Consider the following 17,683-nt stretch of genomic DNA (forward strand, 5'->3'; position numbering starts at 1 on the left):
GCGCCGCGGCTTCGTGCTAGGACGGCGCTGCTGCGCCCGTAGCTCAACGGATAGAGCATCGGTCTTCGGAACCGAGGGTTGGGAGTTCGAATCTCTCCGGGCGCGCCAGCACTGTTCACTCTATGCGAACTTTGGCCGCCCTGATCGGCGCTCGAAGGTCCCGGCGTCTCTCGGTTCGCCGCTCATGTCTGGATCGGCCGCAGCGCCGCTTCGAGCGCATGCAGGCGCGCCATGCCTTCCGCGTCGGTCTTGTCGAACGGCTCCTCGCACAGCGTGACCAGCGCGGCGCCGTCGTCGAGGGTCTCGACGTCACGTCCCCCCGAACGTCAGCGCGCGCGCCGCGGTCCAGCGGGCGCCGCTTACGTCTGGATCGGACGCAGGGCCGTCTGAAGGGCGTGCAGACGCGCCATGCCTTCCGGGTCGGTGTCGTCGAACCACTCCTCGCACAGCGTGACCAGCGCCGCTCCGTCGGCGAGGGTTTCGATATGCGTGTCCGAAGGGTATTTCGCCCGCGCGGCCAGGTTTGGCGGCAGGTACGTGATCCAGCCGACCCAGGGTTTGAGCGTCCGCTCCCCCTCCGCCCAGGTCGGATCGGGAATTTTCGGATTGGGGAAGAAGGAGAAGGTGGCGCACATTTCCGCCGGCGCCCAGATTTCGCGCGCGAATGTCATCAGAGGTCTGACTTCGGACGCGCGCCACGGCCGCCCAGTCGACGATCGCAACTGAGAGAGGCGCATGAAGATGTGATTGGGATTGACGGCGGCCGATCGACCGTACTGGCCGACATGACAGGAGGTGTCGGCATAGCTCGATGCGCGAAAGTCGTAAGGGGGCGGTCCCGCGTGGCCGCCCGAAATGTTGCTTCCAAGCTCCGTCCACGGGGCGCCGCCGACCTCGTAGCGCGAGATTCTGTCGCTCAGAAGCTGTTTCGCCGCAGGCTCGCTGAGCGGCACAGGCACGAGCGCCTTCCTCGATCTCGGCGACGCGAGCCAGCTCTCGTAGATCGGGTCGAAGCCGGGCAGGCCGCTGACAAATCGGGCAAGTCGGCGAGCGTCGTCCGCCTGCCCCGGCTCGCGCGGCTCCCACCAAAGATTCAGGTCCGGCCTGATCATCGCGATTTCCCTTCAGTTCGGATCGTGGACGACAGTCAGGTTTCCGTAGTGGAGACGGCGACCGCCTCACCCGTCGGGGAAGGCGTTCCCGTGCAGCGTGATCGTCCCGCGGGTGCTGGCGGCTGGCTCGCGTGCCGGGCGCGTCGAGAGCCTCCGGCGCGAAGTCGCGTGCGGAACAGCCCGATCGTCCCGTGTTGATGTTGTCGCAAGATGTCCGCGCCGCCAACGGTCGCGATGGTCGGCGGGGCCGGTCTACTTCAAATTCTTCTCTCGGAATTCTCTGATCCACGGCAGATCCGGCAAGAAGGTGTACGACAAGATCTGACCGTCCAGACTGGAGATAACCATGCTCAGCGGTCCATCCGTGTTCGGATCAGGGGGGTTTTTGGCGTTGAATTCATTGGCATAAGTGCCTGTGACGACCCAGGTGTCGCCCTCCGCGCGCGCAACGAGCGGCTCATTGCGTTGGACCTTGGTCTGTCCGTATCGGTCGAGTGTGACCATTCGCGCCATCGCAATTGCAGTCTTTTCCGAGATGAGCGTTTCCTTCAGGGCAGTAAGGAGCCACATGGAAGAATCCTGTTTTCCGGCGTGTTCATCGCTCATTGAGCCCTCTCCTACTTGTTGCACAAGATTTGGCAGAGCCATCTGAAAAATAGCACTAACGACCATATAAAAGCAATCGCATGAGAGACAATACCTCTATCCTCTGCCCAGGATCGGGAGGCATATGCCAAATCGAATATCAAAAGAGGAAGAATTTCTCCTGGCGAAAACCCTAATCGCGTGATCCGTTGATCATTCGATACAACTCCGGAGCCCGACAGGACATGCGGATAGACGATTTTCTGATTCTCGCTATAATCCGTGTTCCCAGTTTTCACCTCGACCCCGGTGAGGACGCCAAACCGGTTCCGGCACAAAATGTCGATGTCGACTTCGACCCCGTTGAAATTGAGGTTGACCTCCTCGAAGCACGTGTTTCCAGCCGCGTTCAAGTCGACCCACAGTTTGTCCCGTCATTCATGATGAAAACCGGAATTGTCCGCGACGGGTAAGATCGCCGCGCCGTCAAACAGGGGTGAGCTTTCACCCCGGATTGCTCCCCTGGAATGGTTCGCCGGATCTCGTATTGGCTCCCGGAGGGACGGCCCCGTTCGGCTTGGTTGCGAACCAGCCGGGGTTCGGCGCGGTTCCGGTCCGCGGATGCTCCGCCTCCCAGTCGGCGTCGGCCTTCAGGAGCCCGGAGGCGACGAGCTCGCGCGCGAGAAGCCGCTTCTGCAGCGCGTCCGGGGCCGCCCCGTCCTCCGCCGGCGGATCGGGCAGCTTCAGGAGCAGGGTCGCGACTTGAGCGCGGGCGAGGTCATCGTTCTCCAGCGCCCGCGCGATCACGGCGAGCCCTTGACGCTTGCAAGCGACGTCGAGCGGGAAGCCGTAGAGTTTTGACAACTCGCGGCCGATGTCGCCGTCGTCGCGCGGCGCCCACCTCCCGTACGAGCTCCGCCTGAGCAGCGGCGTGCCAGCGCGCGGGGAATGGACCGCACTCAGCGCGCCGTCGCGGTTCATAACGTTATTTCCACAACATAGAAGTTCGCAGTGTTGTCCTGAGCCGCGCGCTAACGCTCTTCACAGGGTCTGTTCGCTCGCACAGCGACGTCCGGCCGGATCGTGTCCCGGCCCGCGGTGTCGCTCTCTCAACGCGAGCCGCATGAGAGCGGCGCGCACCATAGGTATTTTCCGAGACTGATGCGCCGAGCGTCCCACCGCTACGGTCCGGCTCGAGATGTCGACGCCGGAGGCGGCTCGTCGCCGCCTGCGGTCGACGGAAGCGCCGTCAGGCGGCCAGGCGAGATCATGAAAACGTCCCCTCCCGACGCCGTCGCCGCCGTGGCCGCACGGGCCGCGACCATGACGGGCGGGCGCCGTCGCACGCCCGAATCGACAGTCCGCCATCCTTCGGCCGGTAACCTCGAAGGGAGCGACGCCGCCGCCCCGATCGGGGACACTGGCGAGGCCAGCGAGAAGGCCAACAGCGCGTTCGCGTTCGACATCGCCGGCGAACGTCACATCGGTCTTCGCCGGCGCCGCTGGAACGCCGACGCCCAAACCCCGAGGTCGAGACATGCCTGACCAACCGTTCTGGACGCGCAGTCCCGCGCAGTGCGCGTCGGCGCTGGGTTGCGGGGTCGCCGGCCTGACCTCGGAAGACGCCCTCGTGCGTCTGAAGACATACGGCCGCAACGCCGACGCGCAGGTGCGGGAAACCGGACTGATCGTCTCCGTCGGCCGCAGGCTGCTCGAGCCGATGTGTCTGGTCTTGATCGCCGCGGCCGTCGTGTCGGCGGGAACGGGCGACGCGCCGAGCGCCGTGATCATCCTCATCATCCTCGGCGTGTCGGTGGCTCTGGACACGGCCCAGGAGGGCAGCGCCAAGCGGGCGGCCGAAGCGCTGCGACAGTCCGTGGCGGTGAGCGCGGAGGTCAAGCGCGACGGAAAATTCGTGTCCGTCGACGCGGAGACCGTGGTTCCCGGCGACGTCTTCCGCGTCGGCGTCGGCGACATCATTCCCGCCGACGCGCTCGTGCTGGAGGCCAGCGCCTTCTCCGCCGACGAGGCGGCGCTGACGGGCGAACCCTACGGCGTCGTCAAACGGCCGGGCGAGGCGCAGGGACAGACCCCGGCCGAGGCCGGCAACGCGCTCTTCCGCGGCGCCGTCGGCCTGACGGGCGAGGCGGTCGGGTTGGCGGTCGGCACCGGTGCGAACACCCTGTTTGGCGAGGCGGCCAAGTCCCTCAACGCGGCCGCTGAGATTTCGCCTTTCCAGCACGACCTGAGGGCGCTCGGCTTCCTCGTGGCGCGCGCGACCGCGGTTCTGGTCGTCGGAGTCCTCGCCGCCAACGTCGCCTTCGGCAGGCCGCTGATCCAGTCGCTGATGTTCTCCGTGGCCCTCGCGGTGGGGCTGACGCCCGAACTGCTGCCGATGATCACCACGGTGACCCTGTCGCGCGGGGCGGTGCGGATGGCGCGCAAGAAGGTGATCGTCAAGCGCCTGTCGGCGATTCACGATCTGGGCGCCATGACGGTCCTGTGCACGGACAAGACGGGCACGCTGACGTCCGCCCGGATCGAATTGGCCGGTTCGCTGGCGCCGGACGGCCAGACCAACGACCGACCGGCGATGCTCGCCGCCGTCTGCGCGCGGCTCGGCGGCGATAAAGGATCGCTCGACATAGCCTTGACGAACGCCCGGCCCGACCCAGGGGGGTGGACGAGGCGCGGTCTGTTCCCGTTCGACTACCAAAGGCGGATGGGCGCCGTGCTCGCCGACGGGCCGGAAGGCTTGACGTTGATCGTCAAGGGCGCGCCCGAGGCGGTGATGGCGGCCTGCGCCAGCGCCGGAGGAGCGCCATTCGACGCGGCGGCGCGCAAGGCCGCGGCGGCGCGTGTGCAGGACCTGGCGGCGAGCGGCCTGCGCGCCGTGGCGGTCGCCTCGCGGCCGTGGGTGGGCGCGGCGCACGATCCGACCTCGGACGACGAGGCGAACCTGACGTTCGAGGGGCTTTGCACCTTCGCCGACCCGCCCAAGGCCACCGCGCCGGCGGCGGTGGCGCGACTCGCGGCGGCCGGCGTTCGGGTCGTGATCCTGTCCGGCGACGACCCTGTGGTGGTCGGGCGCCTGGCCAAGATCGTCGGGCTGCGCGCCCAGCAGGCTATCGTCGGGGCCGACCTGCATGTGCTGTCGACCGACGCTCTCAGGGTGCAAACGCGCGATACGGACGTCTTCGCCCGGCTCTCCCCCGACCAGAAAGTTCGGATCGTCCATGCCCTGCGTGACGCCGGCGAGATTGTCGGGTTCATGGGCGATGGGGTCAACGACGCGCCGGGCATTCGGGCCGCGGACGTCGGGCTCTCGGTGGACGGCGCCACGGGCGTCGCCCGGGCGGCGGCGGACATGATCCTCATGGATTCCGATCTGGCCGTCGTCGCCGACGGGGTCGAGGAGGGCAGGCGAACCTTCGCCAACATTCTCAAATATGTTCGCATGGGCTCCAGCTCGAACTTCGGCAACATGCTCTCGATGGCGGCGGCGTCGCTCTTCCTGCCGTTCCTGCCGATGCTGGCGACTCAGATCCTGCTGAACAATCTGCTCTATGACGTCTCGGAAATCGGCATACCCTTCGACAACGTCCGCGCAACCGACATCGCCCGGCCGCAACGCTGGCGGATGCACGATATCGTGCGGTTCGCCGGGGTGATGGGTCCGCTGTCTTCGGCTTTCGACCTGGCGACCTTCGGCGTGCTCTTCCTTTGGTTCCAGACCAGTCCGGAAGTGTTCCGGACCGGCTGGTTTGTCGAATCCATCGCCACCCAAACTCTGGTCATCTTCATCATCCGCACCCGCGGGCGTCCGTGGCGGGACCTGCCCAATCCATTCCTGACGATCACGACGCTGGCGTCTCTGGCGCTCGCCCTGGCCATCCCGTTTTCTCCTGCGGGGGAATGGTTCGGATTCCATAACCTGCCGCCGCATCTGGCGATTGCTCTCAGCGCGATCGTGGCCGCCTATCTGGTCTGCGCCGAAGCGTTCAAACCCCTGGCGGTCGCTCAGCCCCTTCATGAGGCGCAGAGTTGACGACTGGGGCGCGGCCGTAGTCGGCGCGTTGCTCGGCGCGGTCGTTTGAGAGGAAGAGATCCGCCCTTCGCAACGCGTTGCGGGCGGAAGCCTGCCTCTCCAGGCGTGATTGCTGCGCCCTCCATCCCGCCGGCCGCAGGCGCCTCGGCAAGAACGCGTCGGTCGACCATCGAGGAGACGCCCTGGACGGTCGACCGGCAAGGGCGGCCGGGGGCCACGCCTCGCCCTGCGGCGGCGGACTCGGCAATCGCAGCGGCGCGCCGATTCCCGGGTTGGCCCTTCAGCCGCTACGCGGCAATGTCATGGGAAACGCGTCATATCCGAGGTCGGCTTCGCATTCGCATCCGTCAAGCAAGCGCGGCCGCTGAGCCTCGACCTTCAGGGGACGGTCTTGGTCGACGGGGCCATCGCGGCGCCGGCGGCGTGAGTCGGCGGCGGATTGGCGCCAGTCCCGAGACCGGCCGGAAAGCGGTCCGACATCGCAAGGACGATCAGCGTCATCAGGACGATGGCGCCCACTCCGAGCAGCATCGGCCCCGGTCGGAAGCCGCCGGCCTGAACCGCGCCGCCCTCAGGCGCGACGTTCGGAATCGGTCTTCCCGGCAGCAGCGCGACGAGCGCCGCGGCGCTCGCCTTCGACGCGACGCCGTCCGCCGCTTCGTGCGGCAGCGCATCCAGCAGCGCGGTCAATCGTTCGACAGCGGCTTGCCTCGGCATTCGCGCGAGGCTCGTGGCCTCCCGCCAGGGATCGACGTCGAGCCGGGCAAGCGCGGACAGGACGCTGAGCGGCGTTCCGGCGCGATCTTCGCCGATCGGCGCGCAGAGGAATTCGTCGAACTCCGGCCCGATGAGCGGCGACAAGGCGGCGTGGGTCACGTCGCGACGCCGTCGGAAACCGGCGCCGTGGTTTGCGCCCTCTCGATCGCCCGCTCCAGGTCCGACACGCGGAAGGGTTTTTGGATGAGGACGGTCTCGGCGCCCAGCGACATCCCTCGCACCGTGTCGCCGGTCACGAACACGTGCGGGACAAACGCGCTGCGAAGGATCTCCCTGACCGCCGCGATGCCGCTCGCTTCGCCGAGTCCGACGTCGACGATCATCAGATCAGGGCGCCAACGCAAAGCGGCCGCCACCGCGTCGGCGGCGTTGCGCTCGACGGCGCAGACCGTGTGACCCAGGTCCTCGAGCGTCTCCGCGAGCAGCCCGCCGATCATCGCGTCGTCTTCCACGACCAGGGTGCGCAGCGCCTTCATCGATAACCTCCCCCGTGTGCGCCCCGGCGCCGATGTGTCGGCAGCCCTCGGGATTGTCCCGCCCAGCCGTTGCGAAACCCGCCGCCTCGCCTACTTCGGAACAGCATGCGATTCGACCAGCCAGAGCTGATGATCGACGCCGCGCGAAATCTCGGTGAGGAGATCCGCCGTGTCGGCGTCGCCGAGCGCCGTCGCCTGTCCGATCGCTTCGCGAGCCGATTGCCCGAACGCTGCCAGCGTCGCCGCAACCGCGAAGATGTGCTCTTTTTCGTCGGCGATGCGCAGCGGATAAGGAACGAGGAAGGAACGCGCGGCCGCGACCTGGACCGTGCCTTCGGCGACCGCGCCGAGGCCGCCGGCGCGTTCGGCCAGCAAGTCGGAATAGCCCTCCGCTTCGGCGGCGACCCTGTCGAACAGTTCGTGGATTGCGATGAAGGTCGGACCCCTCACGTTCCAGTGCGCCTGCTTCAACTGGCCATGCAGATCGATCGCCGCGGCCAGGTGCCGGTTCAGAATCTCGGCGGTCTGGGTGCGAACATTTTCGGACAAGGTGTTGTGTGTCGCATGCATGATTCGAACCTTCGAGAACGTGACGATGCGGACCGCGGCCGTCGACGTCAGCGCCGTCCACGACGGGGTCTTCGGCGCGGCGGCCGCAGCATGGGCCCGCTGGGACGCACGATGCGGCGCGATCGGCGACGGGAACAGCCTCGGAAACTACTCATTCCTCGCCGAGGCGGCGAGGTTTCCCGCCGAGCGATACGCCTTCGGGGAGGGCCACGATGGGACACCGCCGGAACAGCCTCGACCGGGCCCCAGGCAGCGCGTTCGGAGTCGGGACGACGCCTAAGATGACGACGGCGGAAGTGTCCTTGCGCGGAAAGATTCGGAACCGACTGATCGCCCGCGCGCGAAATTGTTCGAATGTGTGCGCCGCGGCGGCGCCCCGTCGGGTCGAAACAAGTCGCAATCCCCGGTGAACTTTGCTAGGGGTTTTCGCTCGCTTCGGGAGCGCTCGGCGCGTCGAGAACAATCGCACAATGGCCGAAAACCTCGATCATACTGCCGAAGGCAAGCGGCGGTCGTGGATATCCAGGTCCCTGTCAGCCCGCAAGGGCGCTGCGTTTCCGATTGTCGCGGTCGGCGCTTCGGCGGGAGGCCTCGACGCCTGCCGCAAGCTCCTGGACGCGCTGCCGAGCGTCAACGGCATGGCCTTCATCATCGTCCAGCATCTCGATCCCGACCACGCCAGCATGATGGTCGACCTGCTCGCGGGCCATACGTCGATGCCGGTCCTGCTGGCGACCGACGGAACGGCCATCGCCTGCGAGCGCGTCTACGTCATTCCGCCCGGCGTCTATCTGTCGGTCGACGACAAGGGCGCGTTGCGGATTTCCACGCCGCAGGCGCGCCACGGCGCACGGCTTCCGTTCGACTTCCTCCTGAATTCGCTGGCTCGCGAATGCGGATCGCGCGCCGTCTGCGTGGTCCTTTCCGGAACCGGCGCCGACGGCAGTCTCGGCCTGAGGTCGGTGAAGGCGAAAGGCGGCCTCGTCATCGCCCAGGACCTGAGCGAAGCCGACTATGACGGCATGCCGCGCAGCGCCGTGGCGACCGGCGCGGTCGACCTCGTGCTCCGCGCTGCGAAAATCGCAGAGGCGCTGGTCGCGCGCGAGCGCGGCCAGGCGTTCGTGACCGAGGCGCCGAAATCGCCCGCGCTGAAGTCGGTGGAGGACTGCCTGCCGGACATGATCGCCATCCTGCGCACGATGACGGTTCATGACTTCACGCTCTACAAGCATGGCACGCTCGCGCGGCGGGTCGATCGGCGGATGGCGCTGGCGGGAGTCAAGACGGCCGCCGGCTATCTCGATCGCCTGCGTCGGGACGCGAACGAACGCGATCAGCTGTCGAGGGATTTGCTGATCAATGTCACCGGCTTCTTTCGCGACGCGGCGGTGTTCGAATTTCTGACCGGCAGCGTCATTCCCGCCCTCGTACGCGACCACCCGCTGGACCGGCCGCTCAGGATCTGGGTCGCCGGATGCAGTTCCGGCGAGGAAACCTATTCCCTCGCCATGCTCTTTCGCGAGCAGATCGACGCCTCGAAACGCGAGATCAAGTTGCAGATCTTCGCCACCGATGTCGATCCCGATGCGGTGGCGAGCGCTCGCGACGGCCTCTACCCGCTCTCGATCGAGGCGGACGTGTCGCGCGAACGACTGGCGCGTTTCTTCTCCAAGGAAGATCACAGCTACCGCATCTCGGCCGAACTGCGCTCGAACGTCGTGTTCACGGTGCACGACGTGCTGGCCGACCCGCCGTTCGCGCGTCTCGACTTCGTGTCGTGCCGCAACCTGCTGATCTACCTCCTGCCGGAGGCGCAGGCCCGGGTGATCTCCATCATCCACTTCGCGTTGCGGGAAGGCGGACTCTTGCTCGTCGGCGACGCCGAGACGGTCGGCGTCGCCGACGGACGGTTCGTCGCCATCGCCAAGCCTCAGCGCATCTATCGCCGCGTCGGCCACGCCCGACCGGGCGATTTCGCCCTGTCGTCGAACGTCGCCGACGGCGCCCGGTTGCGCGCGCGTCCCGGCCCGCCGTCCGCGCCGTCGCGCCAGGTCGAGCTTGCCGAGCTTTGCCGACGGATGGTGCTGGACGCCTATGGTCCGGCCGCCGTCCTGATCAACGGCAAACTCGAATGTCTCTACTTCCAGGGACCCGTGGATCGCTATCTCAAGGTCGTGTCCGGCCGCCCGGTCAACGATCTGATCGCGATGACTCGCGAGGGCTTGCGCGCGAAGCTCAAATCGGCGGTTCAGCGCGCCCTGGTCGAAAATGCGCGGGTCGTGGCGCCTGGCGGCCGGACCAAGGGGGCGGCGGGCGCCGCGTCCCTCACCATCGTCGTCACGCCGGCGCCGCGCGATCGCGAGGATCTGTGGCTGGTGTGCTTCGTCGAGGAGCCGGAGGCGCAAGCCGGGCGCAACGGCGCGGTGTCGCCGGCCGACGTTCCCCGGGTCGCCGAACTCGAACGGGAGCTGGACGCGACCCGGACCGAATTGCAAGGCGCCCTTCGCAATCTCGAGATCTCGAGCGAAGAGCAGATGGCGATCAACGAGGAAGCGTTGTCCGTCAACGAGGAGTATCAATCGACCAACGAGGAGTTGCTCGCGTCCAAGGAAGAACTTCAATCCCTCAACGAGGAATTGACCGCGCTCAACAGCCAGTTGCAGGAAACGCTCGAGCGCCAGCGGACGATGTCGGACGACTTGCAGAACGTTCTTTACAGCACCAGGATCGCAACGATTTTTCTCGATACGCGCCTCAACATCCGCTTCTTCACGCCGGCGACGAAAGCCTTGTTCAACGTGATTCCCGGGGACGTGGGGCGGCCGCTGACGGATCTCAAGTCGCTCGCGGCCGACGAGGCGCTCCTCGACGACGCCCGCGACGTTCTGGCGACGCAAACGCCGGTCGAGCGGCAAATCCAGGGTCAGAACGCCGCCTGGTTCGTCCGCCGGATCATGCCTTACCGCGCCAGCGACGAGAAGACCGAAGGCGTGGTCATCACCTATGAAGACGTCACCGAACGGCGGCGCACGGAGGACGCGCTCACCGCCGCCAAGCGTCAGGCGGAATTGGCGAGCACCGCCAAGACGCGCTTTCTGGCGGCGGCGAGCCACGATCTCAGGCAGCCGTTGCAGACCCTCTCCCTGCTTCAGGGCCTGCTGGCGAAACGAGTCGTCGACGACAAGGCGCGGCAACTGGTCGGCCGCGTCGACGACGCTTTGGGCGCCATGACCGGCATGCTGAACACGCTGCTCGACATCAACCAGATCGAAGCCGGATCGATCAAACCCGAGGTCGGCGATTTCCCGGTGAGCGACCTGTTTGATCGTCTCGGGGCGGAATTGACCTACCACGCACAGGCGGCCGGCCTGGAACTGCGGGTGCTGCGCTGCGGCCTGTCCATCCGCAGCGACCGCAAGCTGCTCGAGCAGATGGTCCGCAACCTGATTTCCAACGCCCTGAAATATACCCAGCGCGGCAGGGTGCTGCTCGGCTGCCGGCGCAGCAAGGGAAAGTTGCGCATCGAGGTCTGGGACACCGGGATCGGCATCCCCGAGGCGGAATTGGAGGCGGTGTTCGAAGAATATTATCAGGTGGACAACGCCGCCCGCCAGCGCAGCCGCGGCCTGGGCCTCGGCCTCTCGATCGTCAAGAGCCTCGGCGAACTGCTGCATCACCCGATCCGGGCGCGCTCGCGGCCGGGAAGGGGATCGCTCTTCTCGATCGAGGTTCCGCTGACGCCGGACGGGCGCGCTTCGCCGCCCGGCGCCCTCCCGGACGCGGCGGACGGCGCGTCGAGGCGAACGCCGCCGGGCGCGGGAGCGATCCTGGTCGTCGAGGACGATCCGGAAGTGCGCGAACACCTCGAGCTGTTCCTGAACGACGAGGGCTACCGGACCTCGACGGCCATCGATGGTCACGCCGCCCTGCGCTTGCTGGCGCAGGAAACGATGCGGCCCGATCTGGTCCTCGCCGACTACAATCTGCCAAACGGCATGAACGGGGTTCAAGTCTCGCAGAAGCTGAGGCAGGAGCTGAAACGGCAGGTTCCGTTCATCATTCTCACCGGCGACATTTCGACCGACACCCTGCGCGATATCGCGCTTCACGATTGCGTCCACCTCCACAAGCCGGTCAAGCTCAACGATCTGACGCGGGCGATCGCGAAGCTCCTGGCGAAGCCGCCCGATCCGCCGGTCCTGCCCTCTCGGCGCCCGCGGGACGCGGCGGGCGCTTCCGACGGCGCCGCGATCATCGTCGTCGACGACGACGATCAGGTCCGCGAGGCGATCCGCGCGGTGCTCGAAGACGACGGCCGCGTCGTCGAGACCTATGCGAGCTCCGAGGCGTTCCTCGAGGCCTTCGATCCCGGCAAAGCCGCCTGCCTGCTGATCGACGCCTATCTGCCGGGCATGAGCGGCCTCGACCTGCTCGCGAAACTTCACCAGGACGGACATCGCTTGCCCGCGATCATGATCACCGGCAACGCCGACGTGCACATGGCGGTCGAGGCCATGAAAGCCGGCGCGCTGGATTTCATCGAGAAGCCGATCGGCCGCGAAGACCTCGTCGCCAGCCTCGAACGGGCTCTCGAATTGTCGAAGGACACCGGCAAACTGACCAAGGTGCGGGAATCGGCGGCGGCTCACCTGGCGGGCCTGACGCCGCGACAGCGCGACGTGATGGAGCGGGTGCTCGCCGGCCAGCCCAGCAAGAACATCGCGGCCGATCTCGACATCAGCCAGCGCACCGTCGAGAATCACCGCGCCGCGATCATGAAGCGAACCGGGTCGAGATCGCTGCCCGCGCTCGCCCGGCTGGCGCTTCTGGCCTCGGGCGGAGAGGAGGGGCCGAACCGGCCCTGAGTGGTTGGCGGCCTGCGGCCTCAAGCCGCCAGAATGTGACCGAGCGCCGCCAGCGGACGAATGCGATCGCACACGATCTTGGCGGTGGCCAGTATCGGCGCCGAAAGGATCGCGCCGGGGACGCCCCACAGCCAGAACCAGAAGGCGAACGAGACGACCACGAGAACCGGATTGAGGGTGAATCGCCGGGCGAGAAGCATCGGCGTCGCCGTCTCGCCCTCGACCACGTGGATGGCGGCGTAGAGCGCCGCCGGGAGCAGGGCCTGCCAGGTCGAGTCGATCGTCAGCGCGCCGGCGAACAGAAAGATGAAGAAGGCCGCAGCGGGCCCGAGAATGGGCACATAGTTCAGAATGAACGCGACCGTACCCCAGAGAACCGGATCGCCGACGCCGGTCGACCACATGACGAGCGCCGTCGCGGCGCCGACAAGCGTGTTCATGATGGTGATGGTGAGGAGATAGGCGGAAATATCGCGCCCGATCTGCTGCGAGATTTCGACCGCCTGCCGCTTGCTGGCGAACCTGGGCAAGACCTCGACCAGCCGCCTGAGGAAACCGTCCCCAGCCAGAAGCAGGAAGTAGAGAAACATCACCGTCGTGAACAGCGCGCCGGCGAAGCTTCGCGTCCCGGCGAAGACGCTCGACAGAATCGCGCCGCCGTCCAGTGGCCCGGGCGCGTTTCGCTGCGGGCCGGCGGCGCCGAAATTGGTCGCCGCCGTCAGAAACGTCTGAAGCGTATGGATCGGCGCGTCGAGAAAGCGCAACCGCGCCTCGATGCGCGGGATTCCTTCGGGCAGCTTGGCGATCCACGCCTCGGCGGGCCCGGAAACGGCGGCGCCGACGCCGACGATCGTCGCGAACACGACGAGAATGAGCAGGATCGATCCCAGCGCCCTGGGAACCCGCAACCGTTCGAGCGCGCTCATGGCCGGCTGCATCAGAAGATTGAGCAGGATGGCGAAGATCAACGGCAGGACGATGTCACTGGCGACGCAGGCCGCCGCCAGCCAGGCGAGAACAAAAATTCCGCCGAGAAAGAATGTCTTTGCGTCCGACGGCAGCGGCATGTCCGCCAACAGGGCTTCGGTCGCGTCAACCGGCTCCATGTCGGGCCGCTGATCCGATTCGGGCAATGGAGAAGCTCCAGATCAGAGCCGCGAAGGCTCGGCTGCGTCGCCGCGATGAGGCCGCCCGCAGGCGGACCGCACAGCAATCAAGCGCCTCGCCGCGGCCGCGGGCGAAGTCCTTCCCGGCGCTGCGAGACCGCAGGGCCGGGAAGAACCGTGTGTCGAGTAAGGGCCGGCTAGCGGCCCATGAGCCACAGGACGACAACGACGATCAGGACGATGCCGAGAACGCCGCCGAGGCCGGGGGCGCCGTAGTAGCTGTGCGCGTAATATCCCCCGCCTCCTCCGAAGATGAGGACAAGGATGATGATGAGAAGAATCGTGCTCATAGGTCGGCCTCCCAGCTACGGCGTCGGTTACGGCTTCTTCGCCGCGTCGCGCACGGCGTCGCTCAGGCCGCCCACGGCGTTCTGAAGCTTGCCGGCGGCCTTGTCGGCCTTGCCCTCGCTCTCCAGTTTGGCGTCGCCGACCACCTTGCCGATGGTCTCCTTCGCAGCGCCTTTCAGTTCCTTGATCGATCCTTCGACTCTGTTCTTGTCCATGATGGCGCTCCTTGCGTCTGGCGAAGATGAGTCGGCGCGCATCGACTTGCGCTGTTCTCATCCGGCATTGGGACGTTAGACGAGACATTCACAAGGCGGCAGCATCGGAAACTACTCATTCGACGGGCGGTCGCGTCGTCAGGGCGTGGCGCGACGGCGCGCCGGGCCCGAGCGCGGCCGTCGCCTGCACGGGACCCGATCGGCCCATGCGTTCGCGCCGGCATCGCCTTATCGAAGCGCTCCAGCGCCGATCCGGAGCCGCGCCGCCGCCTCGAGCGCTTCAGCGAAAGCAAGCGCCGAGGCAAGGACGGCGGTCTCGTTCGCAGCCTGCGATCCCTGATCCAGGATGGCGACGGGGAATTCCATGTGGTCGGTGTCTCCGCTCACCCGTACGCTGAAGAGGAGCTGGTGATTCAGTCGTTCTTCGACCTTCTTGATCTCAATCTTCGTCATCGTCATCGTCCTGTATCCCCACTGCTGCGCAGCCGCGCCTCGTCAAGGGTCGTTGCAACGTGCGCGTCGGCCCCATCCGGCTGCACGAGCGTGACGATCGCCCTCACGAGACTTGGCGTCGGTGTTGAATTCATCGCGGCTTCGTTCGGCGTCGCTCGCTGTGCGCCGCTCGAGACCGCAGCGGCGAGAACGGCGCAGACGGCGAGCGCCGAGAAGGCCGCTCGTAACTGGGCGCTGTCTTTGCTGTACATGAGTCTACCCGTCGGGTGGCCGTTCGCCTTGGCCTTCAGTTTCCCGCCGACAAGAATTCAGAGCGTGACTGTGGCCGCTTTCGTTTGGACAGCCATGGTGACGAAGAAACAAGCGTCGGAAATTACTCAAGCCGGTCCGGCGAGATGGCGGAGGCGGCTCGGACCCGGCCGGCGCACGCAAACGGGACGGCGGCGAGCGCAAGCAAAAGCCGAAAGCCCCCGCGCGTCCTGCCCCGCGCGCGCTCGGCGTGAGTAGTTTCCGAGTCTCCCGCAATGTCGCTCGGCGGCTGCAATATGCCTCAGCGGCGGTTCGGATCCGGATCGCTCCGCTTCGAGGGATGGCGACGACGGCCTCCCTCGCGGCGTGGCGCGCTTCCAGGTCGGCCGCCTCGCGGCGCGCGACGATCATTGTTCACGGCTCGCAGAAGGACAACAAAGACATGTCGGAAGACAGAGAGCTCCAAGAGGCGGTGATGGCCGAACTCGGCTGGGAGCCGAGCATTGACGCCGCGCACATTGGCGTCGCCGCGAACGCCGGCGTCGTGACTCTCACCGGACACGTCGAAAGCTTCCCGCAAAAGGTCTCGGCGGCGAAGACAGCTGCACGGGTGAAGGGCGTGAAGGCGGTGGCCGAGGAAATCGAGGTCGAGCTTCCCTATGACATCCGGCGCGGCGACGAGGACATCGCCCGGGCGGCGATCGAGCGCTTGGCCTGGGATGCGTCCGTGCCCCGCGACGCCATCGCGATCAGGGTCGAACGAGGATGGGTCACGCTGAACGGCGACGTCGACTGGCACTTCCAGAAGGAAGCAGCCGCGCAGGCGGTCGAGACGCTGGTCGGGGTCGTCGGCGTTTCCAATCAGATCGAGATCAAGCCGACCGTGAACGCCGACGACGTCGCCCAAAACATCACCCGCGCTCTGCATCGGTCCTGGTTCTACGATCCGAACACGATCAAGGTCGGCTCTCACGGCGGCAGGATCAAGTTGACGGGCCGAGTCACGACCTGGAATGCGCGCGACCTGGCCGGCCGGACAGCCTGGTCTGCGCCCGGGGCGACATCGGTCGAGAATGACATCGCCGTCATCTAGCAAGGCTGGCCGGTCACAGACCGCGCCAGCGCGTTGCGGCTCAGGCCCGGCGCCGGCGGCTCCACGCGCGACGCCGCAACCTCCCGTCCCAGTCTGATGGTGATCCCCATGACGACAATCGCCAATGAACGGCCCGCCGCACACCGCGTGCATTCGGCCGAAGACGATCCGAAACACTATCTCGTTGGCGGAGGCGTCGCCTCGCTGGCCGCCGCCGCGTTCCTCATTCGCGACGGGGACGTCCTCGGTCACGACATTGCGATCCTCGAGGAGAGCGATGTCATCGGCGGCAGCCTCGACGGCTCCGGTACGCCTCAGACAGGCTACGTGCTGAGAGGCGGCCGCATGTTCGAGAGCAAATATGTCTGCACCTTCGAGCTCTTCTCCTCGATCCCCGCGCTCAGCGGCGACCGAAGCGTTACGCAGGAGATCTTCGACTGGAACGAAACTCTGAAGACCTCGTCGAAATCGCGCCTCATGCGCGACGGACATCGCGAGATCGCGCCGAAGTTCGGCCTGAGCGAAAACCAGATCTCGACGATCGAGCGTCTGGCCCTCGAGCCCGAGGCCATGCTCGGAAACGCCACGATCTCCGACCAGTTCGATCCGGACTTCTTCAAGACCGACTTCTGGTTGATGTGGTGCACGACCTTTGCGTTCCAACCCTGGCACAGCGCGGTCGAATTCAAGCGCTACCTCGTTCGTTTTGCTCATCTGGTCGGCGGGTTCAACCGCCTGCAGGGGATCATGCGCACGCCCTACAATCAGTACGATTCGCTCGTGCGGCCGCTGCGCAACTGGCTCGCTGAGCGAGGCGTCGTGTTCGAGATGAACACGACGGTGACAAACCTCGTCTTTCTCGAAGCCGCCGGCGTCAAGACGGTCGATCAGATCGCCTTCGAGCGCGGCGGCCTCGCCGGGCGCATCGCGGTCCGTCCCATCGATCGCGTCTTCGTGACGCTCGGGTCGATGACGGAGGGAGCGAGTCTGGGTTCGATGGATGCGGCGCCGTCGGTCAAGAGCAAGGCCGACGGAGGGGCATGGACGCTCTGGGAAACCATCGCGGCCGGGCGGCCGGAATTCGGCAGGCCCGGCGTTTTTTCCGACCATATCGACCAGTCGAAGTGGATCTCCTTCACCACGACGATGGGAGATCCCACGCTTCTGCGCATCGTCCGCGATCTCACCGGCAACGTTCCAGGCGAGGGCGGCCTGGTCACCTTCGCGCAATCGAACTGGCTCGCCTCGATCGTCATTCCGCACCAGCCGCATTTTATCGGGCAACCGGATGACGTCAGCGTCCTGTGGGGCTACGGCCTCCACGTCGACACGCCGGGGAACTTCGTTAAGAAGCCGATGTCGGCTTGCTCCGGACGGGAAATCATGACGGAGGCGCTCGGGCATCTCGGCGCTCAACGCGAGGCCGAGACGATCCTCAGTCGCGCGATCTGTATCCCCTGCATGATGCCGTTCATAACCAGCCAGTTCATGCCGCGCGTAACGGGCGATCGACCTGACGTGATCCCCAAAGGATCACGAAACTTCGCGTTCATCGGTCAGTATTGCGAACTCCCGGAGGATGTCGTGTTCACGGTCGAATACTCGATCCGCTCCGCCCAGACAGCAGTCTACGACATGCTCAACCTGAACCGAAAACCTCCCGCGGTCTATCGCGGCGCGTTCGACCCGCGCGTCCTCTATCGCGCGTTCCGGGCGCTGCACGGCCTGGGGGCTTGACCGCCCGCGGCGACCGACTTTGTCGGCGTGCCGACAGGCGCAACGTGTT

At 66.4% G+C, this 17,683-nt stretch carries 16 protein-coding genes and 1 tRNA gene; 6 read left to right on the forward strand and 11 right to left on the reverse strand.

The features are described 5' to 3' along the window. Positions 1-32: 32 nt before the first annotated feature. Positions 33-108, forward strand: a tRNA-Arg gene (locus DFR50_RS01360). Between the two features lie 251 nt (positions 109-359). On the opposite strand, the gene DFR50_RS01365 is transcribed toward DFR50_RS01360, so the two are convergent. Next, positions 360-1,112, reverse strand: a complete 753-nt coding sequence (locus DFR50_RS01365; RefSeq protein ID WP_113887376.1) for an Imm52 family immunity protein — start codon at positions 1,110-1,112, stop codon at positions 360-362. 252 nt (positions 1,113-1,364) lie between these two features. Continuing rightward, the gene (locus DFR50_RS01370; RefSeq protein WP_170152990.1) at positions 1,365-1,718 is read right to left on the reverse strand and encodes an NTF2 fold immunity protein; all 354 of its coding nucleotides are present in this window, start codon (positions 1,716-1,718) and stop codon (positions 1,365-1,367) included. A gap of 224 nt (positions 1,719-1,942) precedes the next feature. On the opposite strand from DFR50_RS01370, the gene DFR50_RS01375 reads away from it, so the two are divergent. Next, positions 1,943-2,170 carry a hypothetical protein gene (locus DFR50_RS01375; protein WP_147262626.1) on the forward strand — a complete coding sequence of 76 codons (228 nt, stop codon included), beginning with the start codon at positions 1,943-1,945 and terminating at the stop codon, positions 2,168-2,170. 31 nt (positions 2,171-2,201) lie between these two features. On the opposite strand, the gene DFR50_RS01380 is transcribed toward DFR50_RS01375, so the two are convergent. Further along, positions 2,202-2,678 (reverse strand): hypothetical protein, encoded by a 477-nt coding sequence (locus DFR50_RS01380; RefSeq protein WP_113887379.1) that lies wholly within the window; start codon positions 2,676-2,678, stop codon positions 2,202-2,204. Positions 2,679-3,234: 556 nt separating this feature from the next. Here DFR50_RS01380 and mgtA point away from each other — a divergent pair. Next, positions 3,235-5,745 carry a magnesium-translocating P-type ATPase gene (gene mgtA, locus DFR50_RS01390; protein WP_113887381.1) on the forward strand — a complete coding sequence of 837 codons (2,511 nt, stop codon included), beginning with the start codon at positions 3,235-3,237 and terminating at the stop codon, positions 5,743-5,745. 378 nt (positions 5,746-6,123) lie between these two features. On the opposite strand, the gene DFR50_RS01395 is transcribed toward mgtA, so the two are convergent. From DFR50_RS01395 to dps, 3 genes are all read right to left on the reverse strand, one after another. Next, the gene (locus tag DFR50_RS01395; RefSeq protein WP_113887382.1) at positions 6,124-6,621 is read right to left on the reverse strand and encodes a hypothetical protein; all 498 of its coding nucleotides are present in this window, start codon (positions 6,619-6,621) and stop codon (positions 6,124-6,126) included. After that, positions 6,618-6,998, reverse strand: coding sequence for a response regulator (locus tag DFR50_RS01400; protein ID WP_113887383.1), 381 nt, complete (start codon positions 6,996-6,998; stop codon positions 6,618-6,620). Before DFR50_RS01400 ends, DFR50_RS01395 begins: the two co-directional genes overlap by 4 nt. 90 nt (positions 6,999-7,088) lie before the next feature. Beyond that, positions 7,089-7,568 (reverse strand): DNA starvation/stationary phase protection protein Dps, encoded by a 480-nt coding sequence (dps, locus tag DFR50_RS01405; protein ID WP_113887384.1) that lies wholly within the window; start codon positions 7,566-7,568, stop codon positions 7,089-7,091. A gap of 470 nt (positions 7,569-8,038) precedes the next feature. On the opposite strand from dps, the gene DFR50_RS01415 reads away from it, so the two are divergent. Beyond that, positions 8,039-12,433 (forward strand): chemotaxis protein CheB, encoded by a 4,395-nt coding sequence (locus DFR50_RS01415; RefSeq protein WP_113887386.1) that lies wholly within the window; start codon positions 8,039-8,041, stop codon positions 12,431-12,433. Positions 12,434-12,453: 20 nt separating this feature from the next. On the opposite strand, the gene DFR50_RS01420 is transcribed toward DFR50_RS01415, so the two are convergent. The 5 genes from DFR50_RS01420 to DFR50_RS31175 form a co-directional block, all read right to left on the reverse strand. Further along, positions 12,454-13,566 carry an AI-2E family transporter gene (locus tag DFR50_RS01420; RefSeq protein ID WP_245427237.1) on the reverse strand — a complete coding sequence of 371 codons (1,113 nt, stop codon included), beginning with the start codon at positions 13,564-13,566 and terminating at the stop codon, positions 12,454-12,456. A 170-nt stretch (positions 13,567-13,736) separates the two neighbouring features. Continuing rightward, on the reverse strand, positions 13,737-13,889 hold the full coding sequence (locus tag DFR50_RS01425; protein ID WP_113887388.1) for a DUF3309 family protein: 153 nt from the start codon (positions 13,887-13,889) through the stop codon (positions 13,737-13,739). Positions 13,890-13,916: 27 nt separating this feature from the next. Beyond that, a complete protein-coding gene (locus DFR50_RS01430; RefSeq protein ID WP_113887389.1) occupies positions 13,917-14,102 on the reverse strand; it encodes a CsbD family protein in 186 nt (61 codons plus the stop codon). Between the two features lie 228 nt (positions 14,103-14,330). After that, positions 14,331-14,561, reverse strand: coding sequence for a hypothetical protein (locus DFR50_RS01435; protein WP_113887390.1), 231 nt, complete (start codon positions 14,559-14,561; stop codon positions 14,331-14,333). After that, entirely contained in the window at positions 14,558-14,806 is a 249-nt protein-coding gene (locus DFR50_RS31175) for a hypothetical protein (protein WP_147262627.1), read from the reverse strand. The genes DFR50_RS01435 and DFR50_RS31175 overlap by 4 nt, the downstream gene beginning before the upstream one ends. A gap of 440 nt (positions 14,807-15,246) precedes the next feature. Here DFR50_RS31175 and DFR50_RS01440 point away from each other — a divergent pair, with 440 nt between their 5' ends. Together DFR50_RS01440 and DFR50_RS01445 are read left to right on the forward strand one after the other, a co-directional pair. Continuing rightward, positions 15,247-15,897 (forward strand): BON domain-containing protein, encoded by a 651-nt coding sequence (locus DFR50_RS01440; protein WP_113887477.1) that lies wholly within the window; start codon positions 15,247-15,249, stop codon positions 15,895-15,897. 108 nt (positions 15,898-16,005) lie between these two features. Beyond that, positions 16,006-17,634, forward strand: coding sequence for an oleate hydratase (locus DFR50_RS01445; RefSeq protein WP_113887478.1), 1,629 nt, complete (start codon positions 16,006-16,008; stop codon positions 17,632-17,634). The last annotated feature ends 49 nt before the right edge of the window (positions 17,635-17,683 follow it).

The sequence above is a fragment of the Roseiarcus fermentans genome (assembly GCF_003315135.1).
Classification (GTDB): Bacteria; Pseudomonadota; Alphaproteobacteria; order Rhizobiales; family Beijerinckiaceae; genus Roseiarcus; species Roseiarcus fermentans.

What these genes read in the sequence shown, in the direction of transcription:
- DFR50_RS01365 (WP_113887376.1), bottom strand. Translation starts at nt 1,112, where the DNA reads ATGATCAGGCCGGACCTGAATCTTTGGTGGGAGCCGCGCGAGCCGGGG.
- DFR50_RS01370 (WP_170152990.1), bottom strand. Translation starts at nt 1,718, where the DNA reads ATGAGCGATGAACACGCCGGAAAACAGGATTCTTCCATGTGGCTCCTT.
- DFR50_RS01375 (WP_147262626.1), top strand. Translation starts at nt 1,943, where the DNA reads ATGCGGATAGACGATTTTCTGATTCTCGCTATAATCCGTGTTCCCAGT.
- DFR50_RS01380 (WP_113887379.1), bottom strand. Translation starts at nt 2,678, where the DNA reads ATGAACCGCGACGGCGCGCTGAGTGCGGTCCATTCCCCGCGCGCTGGC.
- mgtA (WP_113887381.1), top strand. Translation starts at nt 3,235, where the DNA reads ATGCCTGACCAACCGTTCTGGACGCGCAGTCCCGCGCAGTGCGCGTCG.
- DFR50_RS01400 (WP_113887383.1), bottom strand. Translation starts at nt 6,998, where the DNA reads ATGAAGGCGCTGCGCACCCTGGTCGTGGAAGACGACGCGATGATCGGC.
- dps (WP_113887384.1), bottom strand. Translation starts at nt 7,568, where the DNA reads ATGCATGCGACACACAACACCTTGTCCGAAAATGTTCGCACCCAGACC.
- DFR50_RS01415 (WP_113887386.1), top strand. Translation starts at nt 8,039, where the DNA reads ATGGCCGAAAACCTCGATCATACTGCCGAAGGCAAGCGGCGGTCGTGG.
- DFR50_RS01425 (WP_113887388.1), bottom strand. Translation starts at nt 13,889, where the DNA reads ATGAGCACGATTCTTCTCATCATCATCCTTGTCCTCATCTTCGGAGGA.
- DFR50_RS01430 (WP_113887389.1), bottom strand. Translation starts at nt 14,102, where the DNA reads ATGGACAAGAACAGAGTCGAAGGATCGATCAAGGAACTGAAAGGCGCT.
- DFR50_RS01435 (WP_113887390.1), bottom strand. Translation starts at nt 14,561, where the DNA reads ATGACGATGACGAAGATTGAGATCAAGAAGGTCGAAGAACGACTGAAT.
- DFR50_RS31175 (WP_147262627.1), bottom strand. Translation starts at nt 14,806, where the DNA reads ATGTACAGCAAAGACAGCGCCCAGTTACGAGCGGCCTTCTCGGCGCTC.
- DFR50_RS01440 (WP_113887477.1), top strand. Translation starts at nt 15,247, where the DNA reads ATGTCGGAAGACAGAGAGCTCCAAGAGGCGGTGATGGCCGAACTCGGC.
- DFR50_RS01445 (WP_113887478.1), top strand. Translation starts at nt 16,006, where the DNA reads ATGACGACAATCGCCAATGAACGGCCCGCCGCACACCGCGTGCATTCG.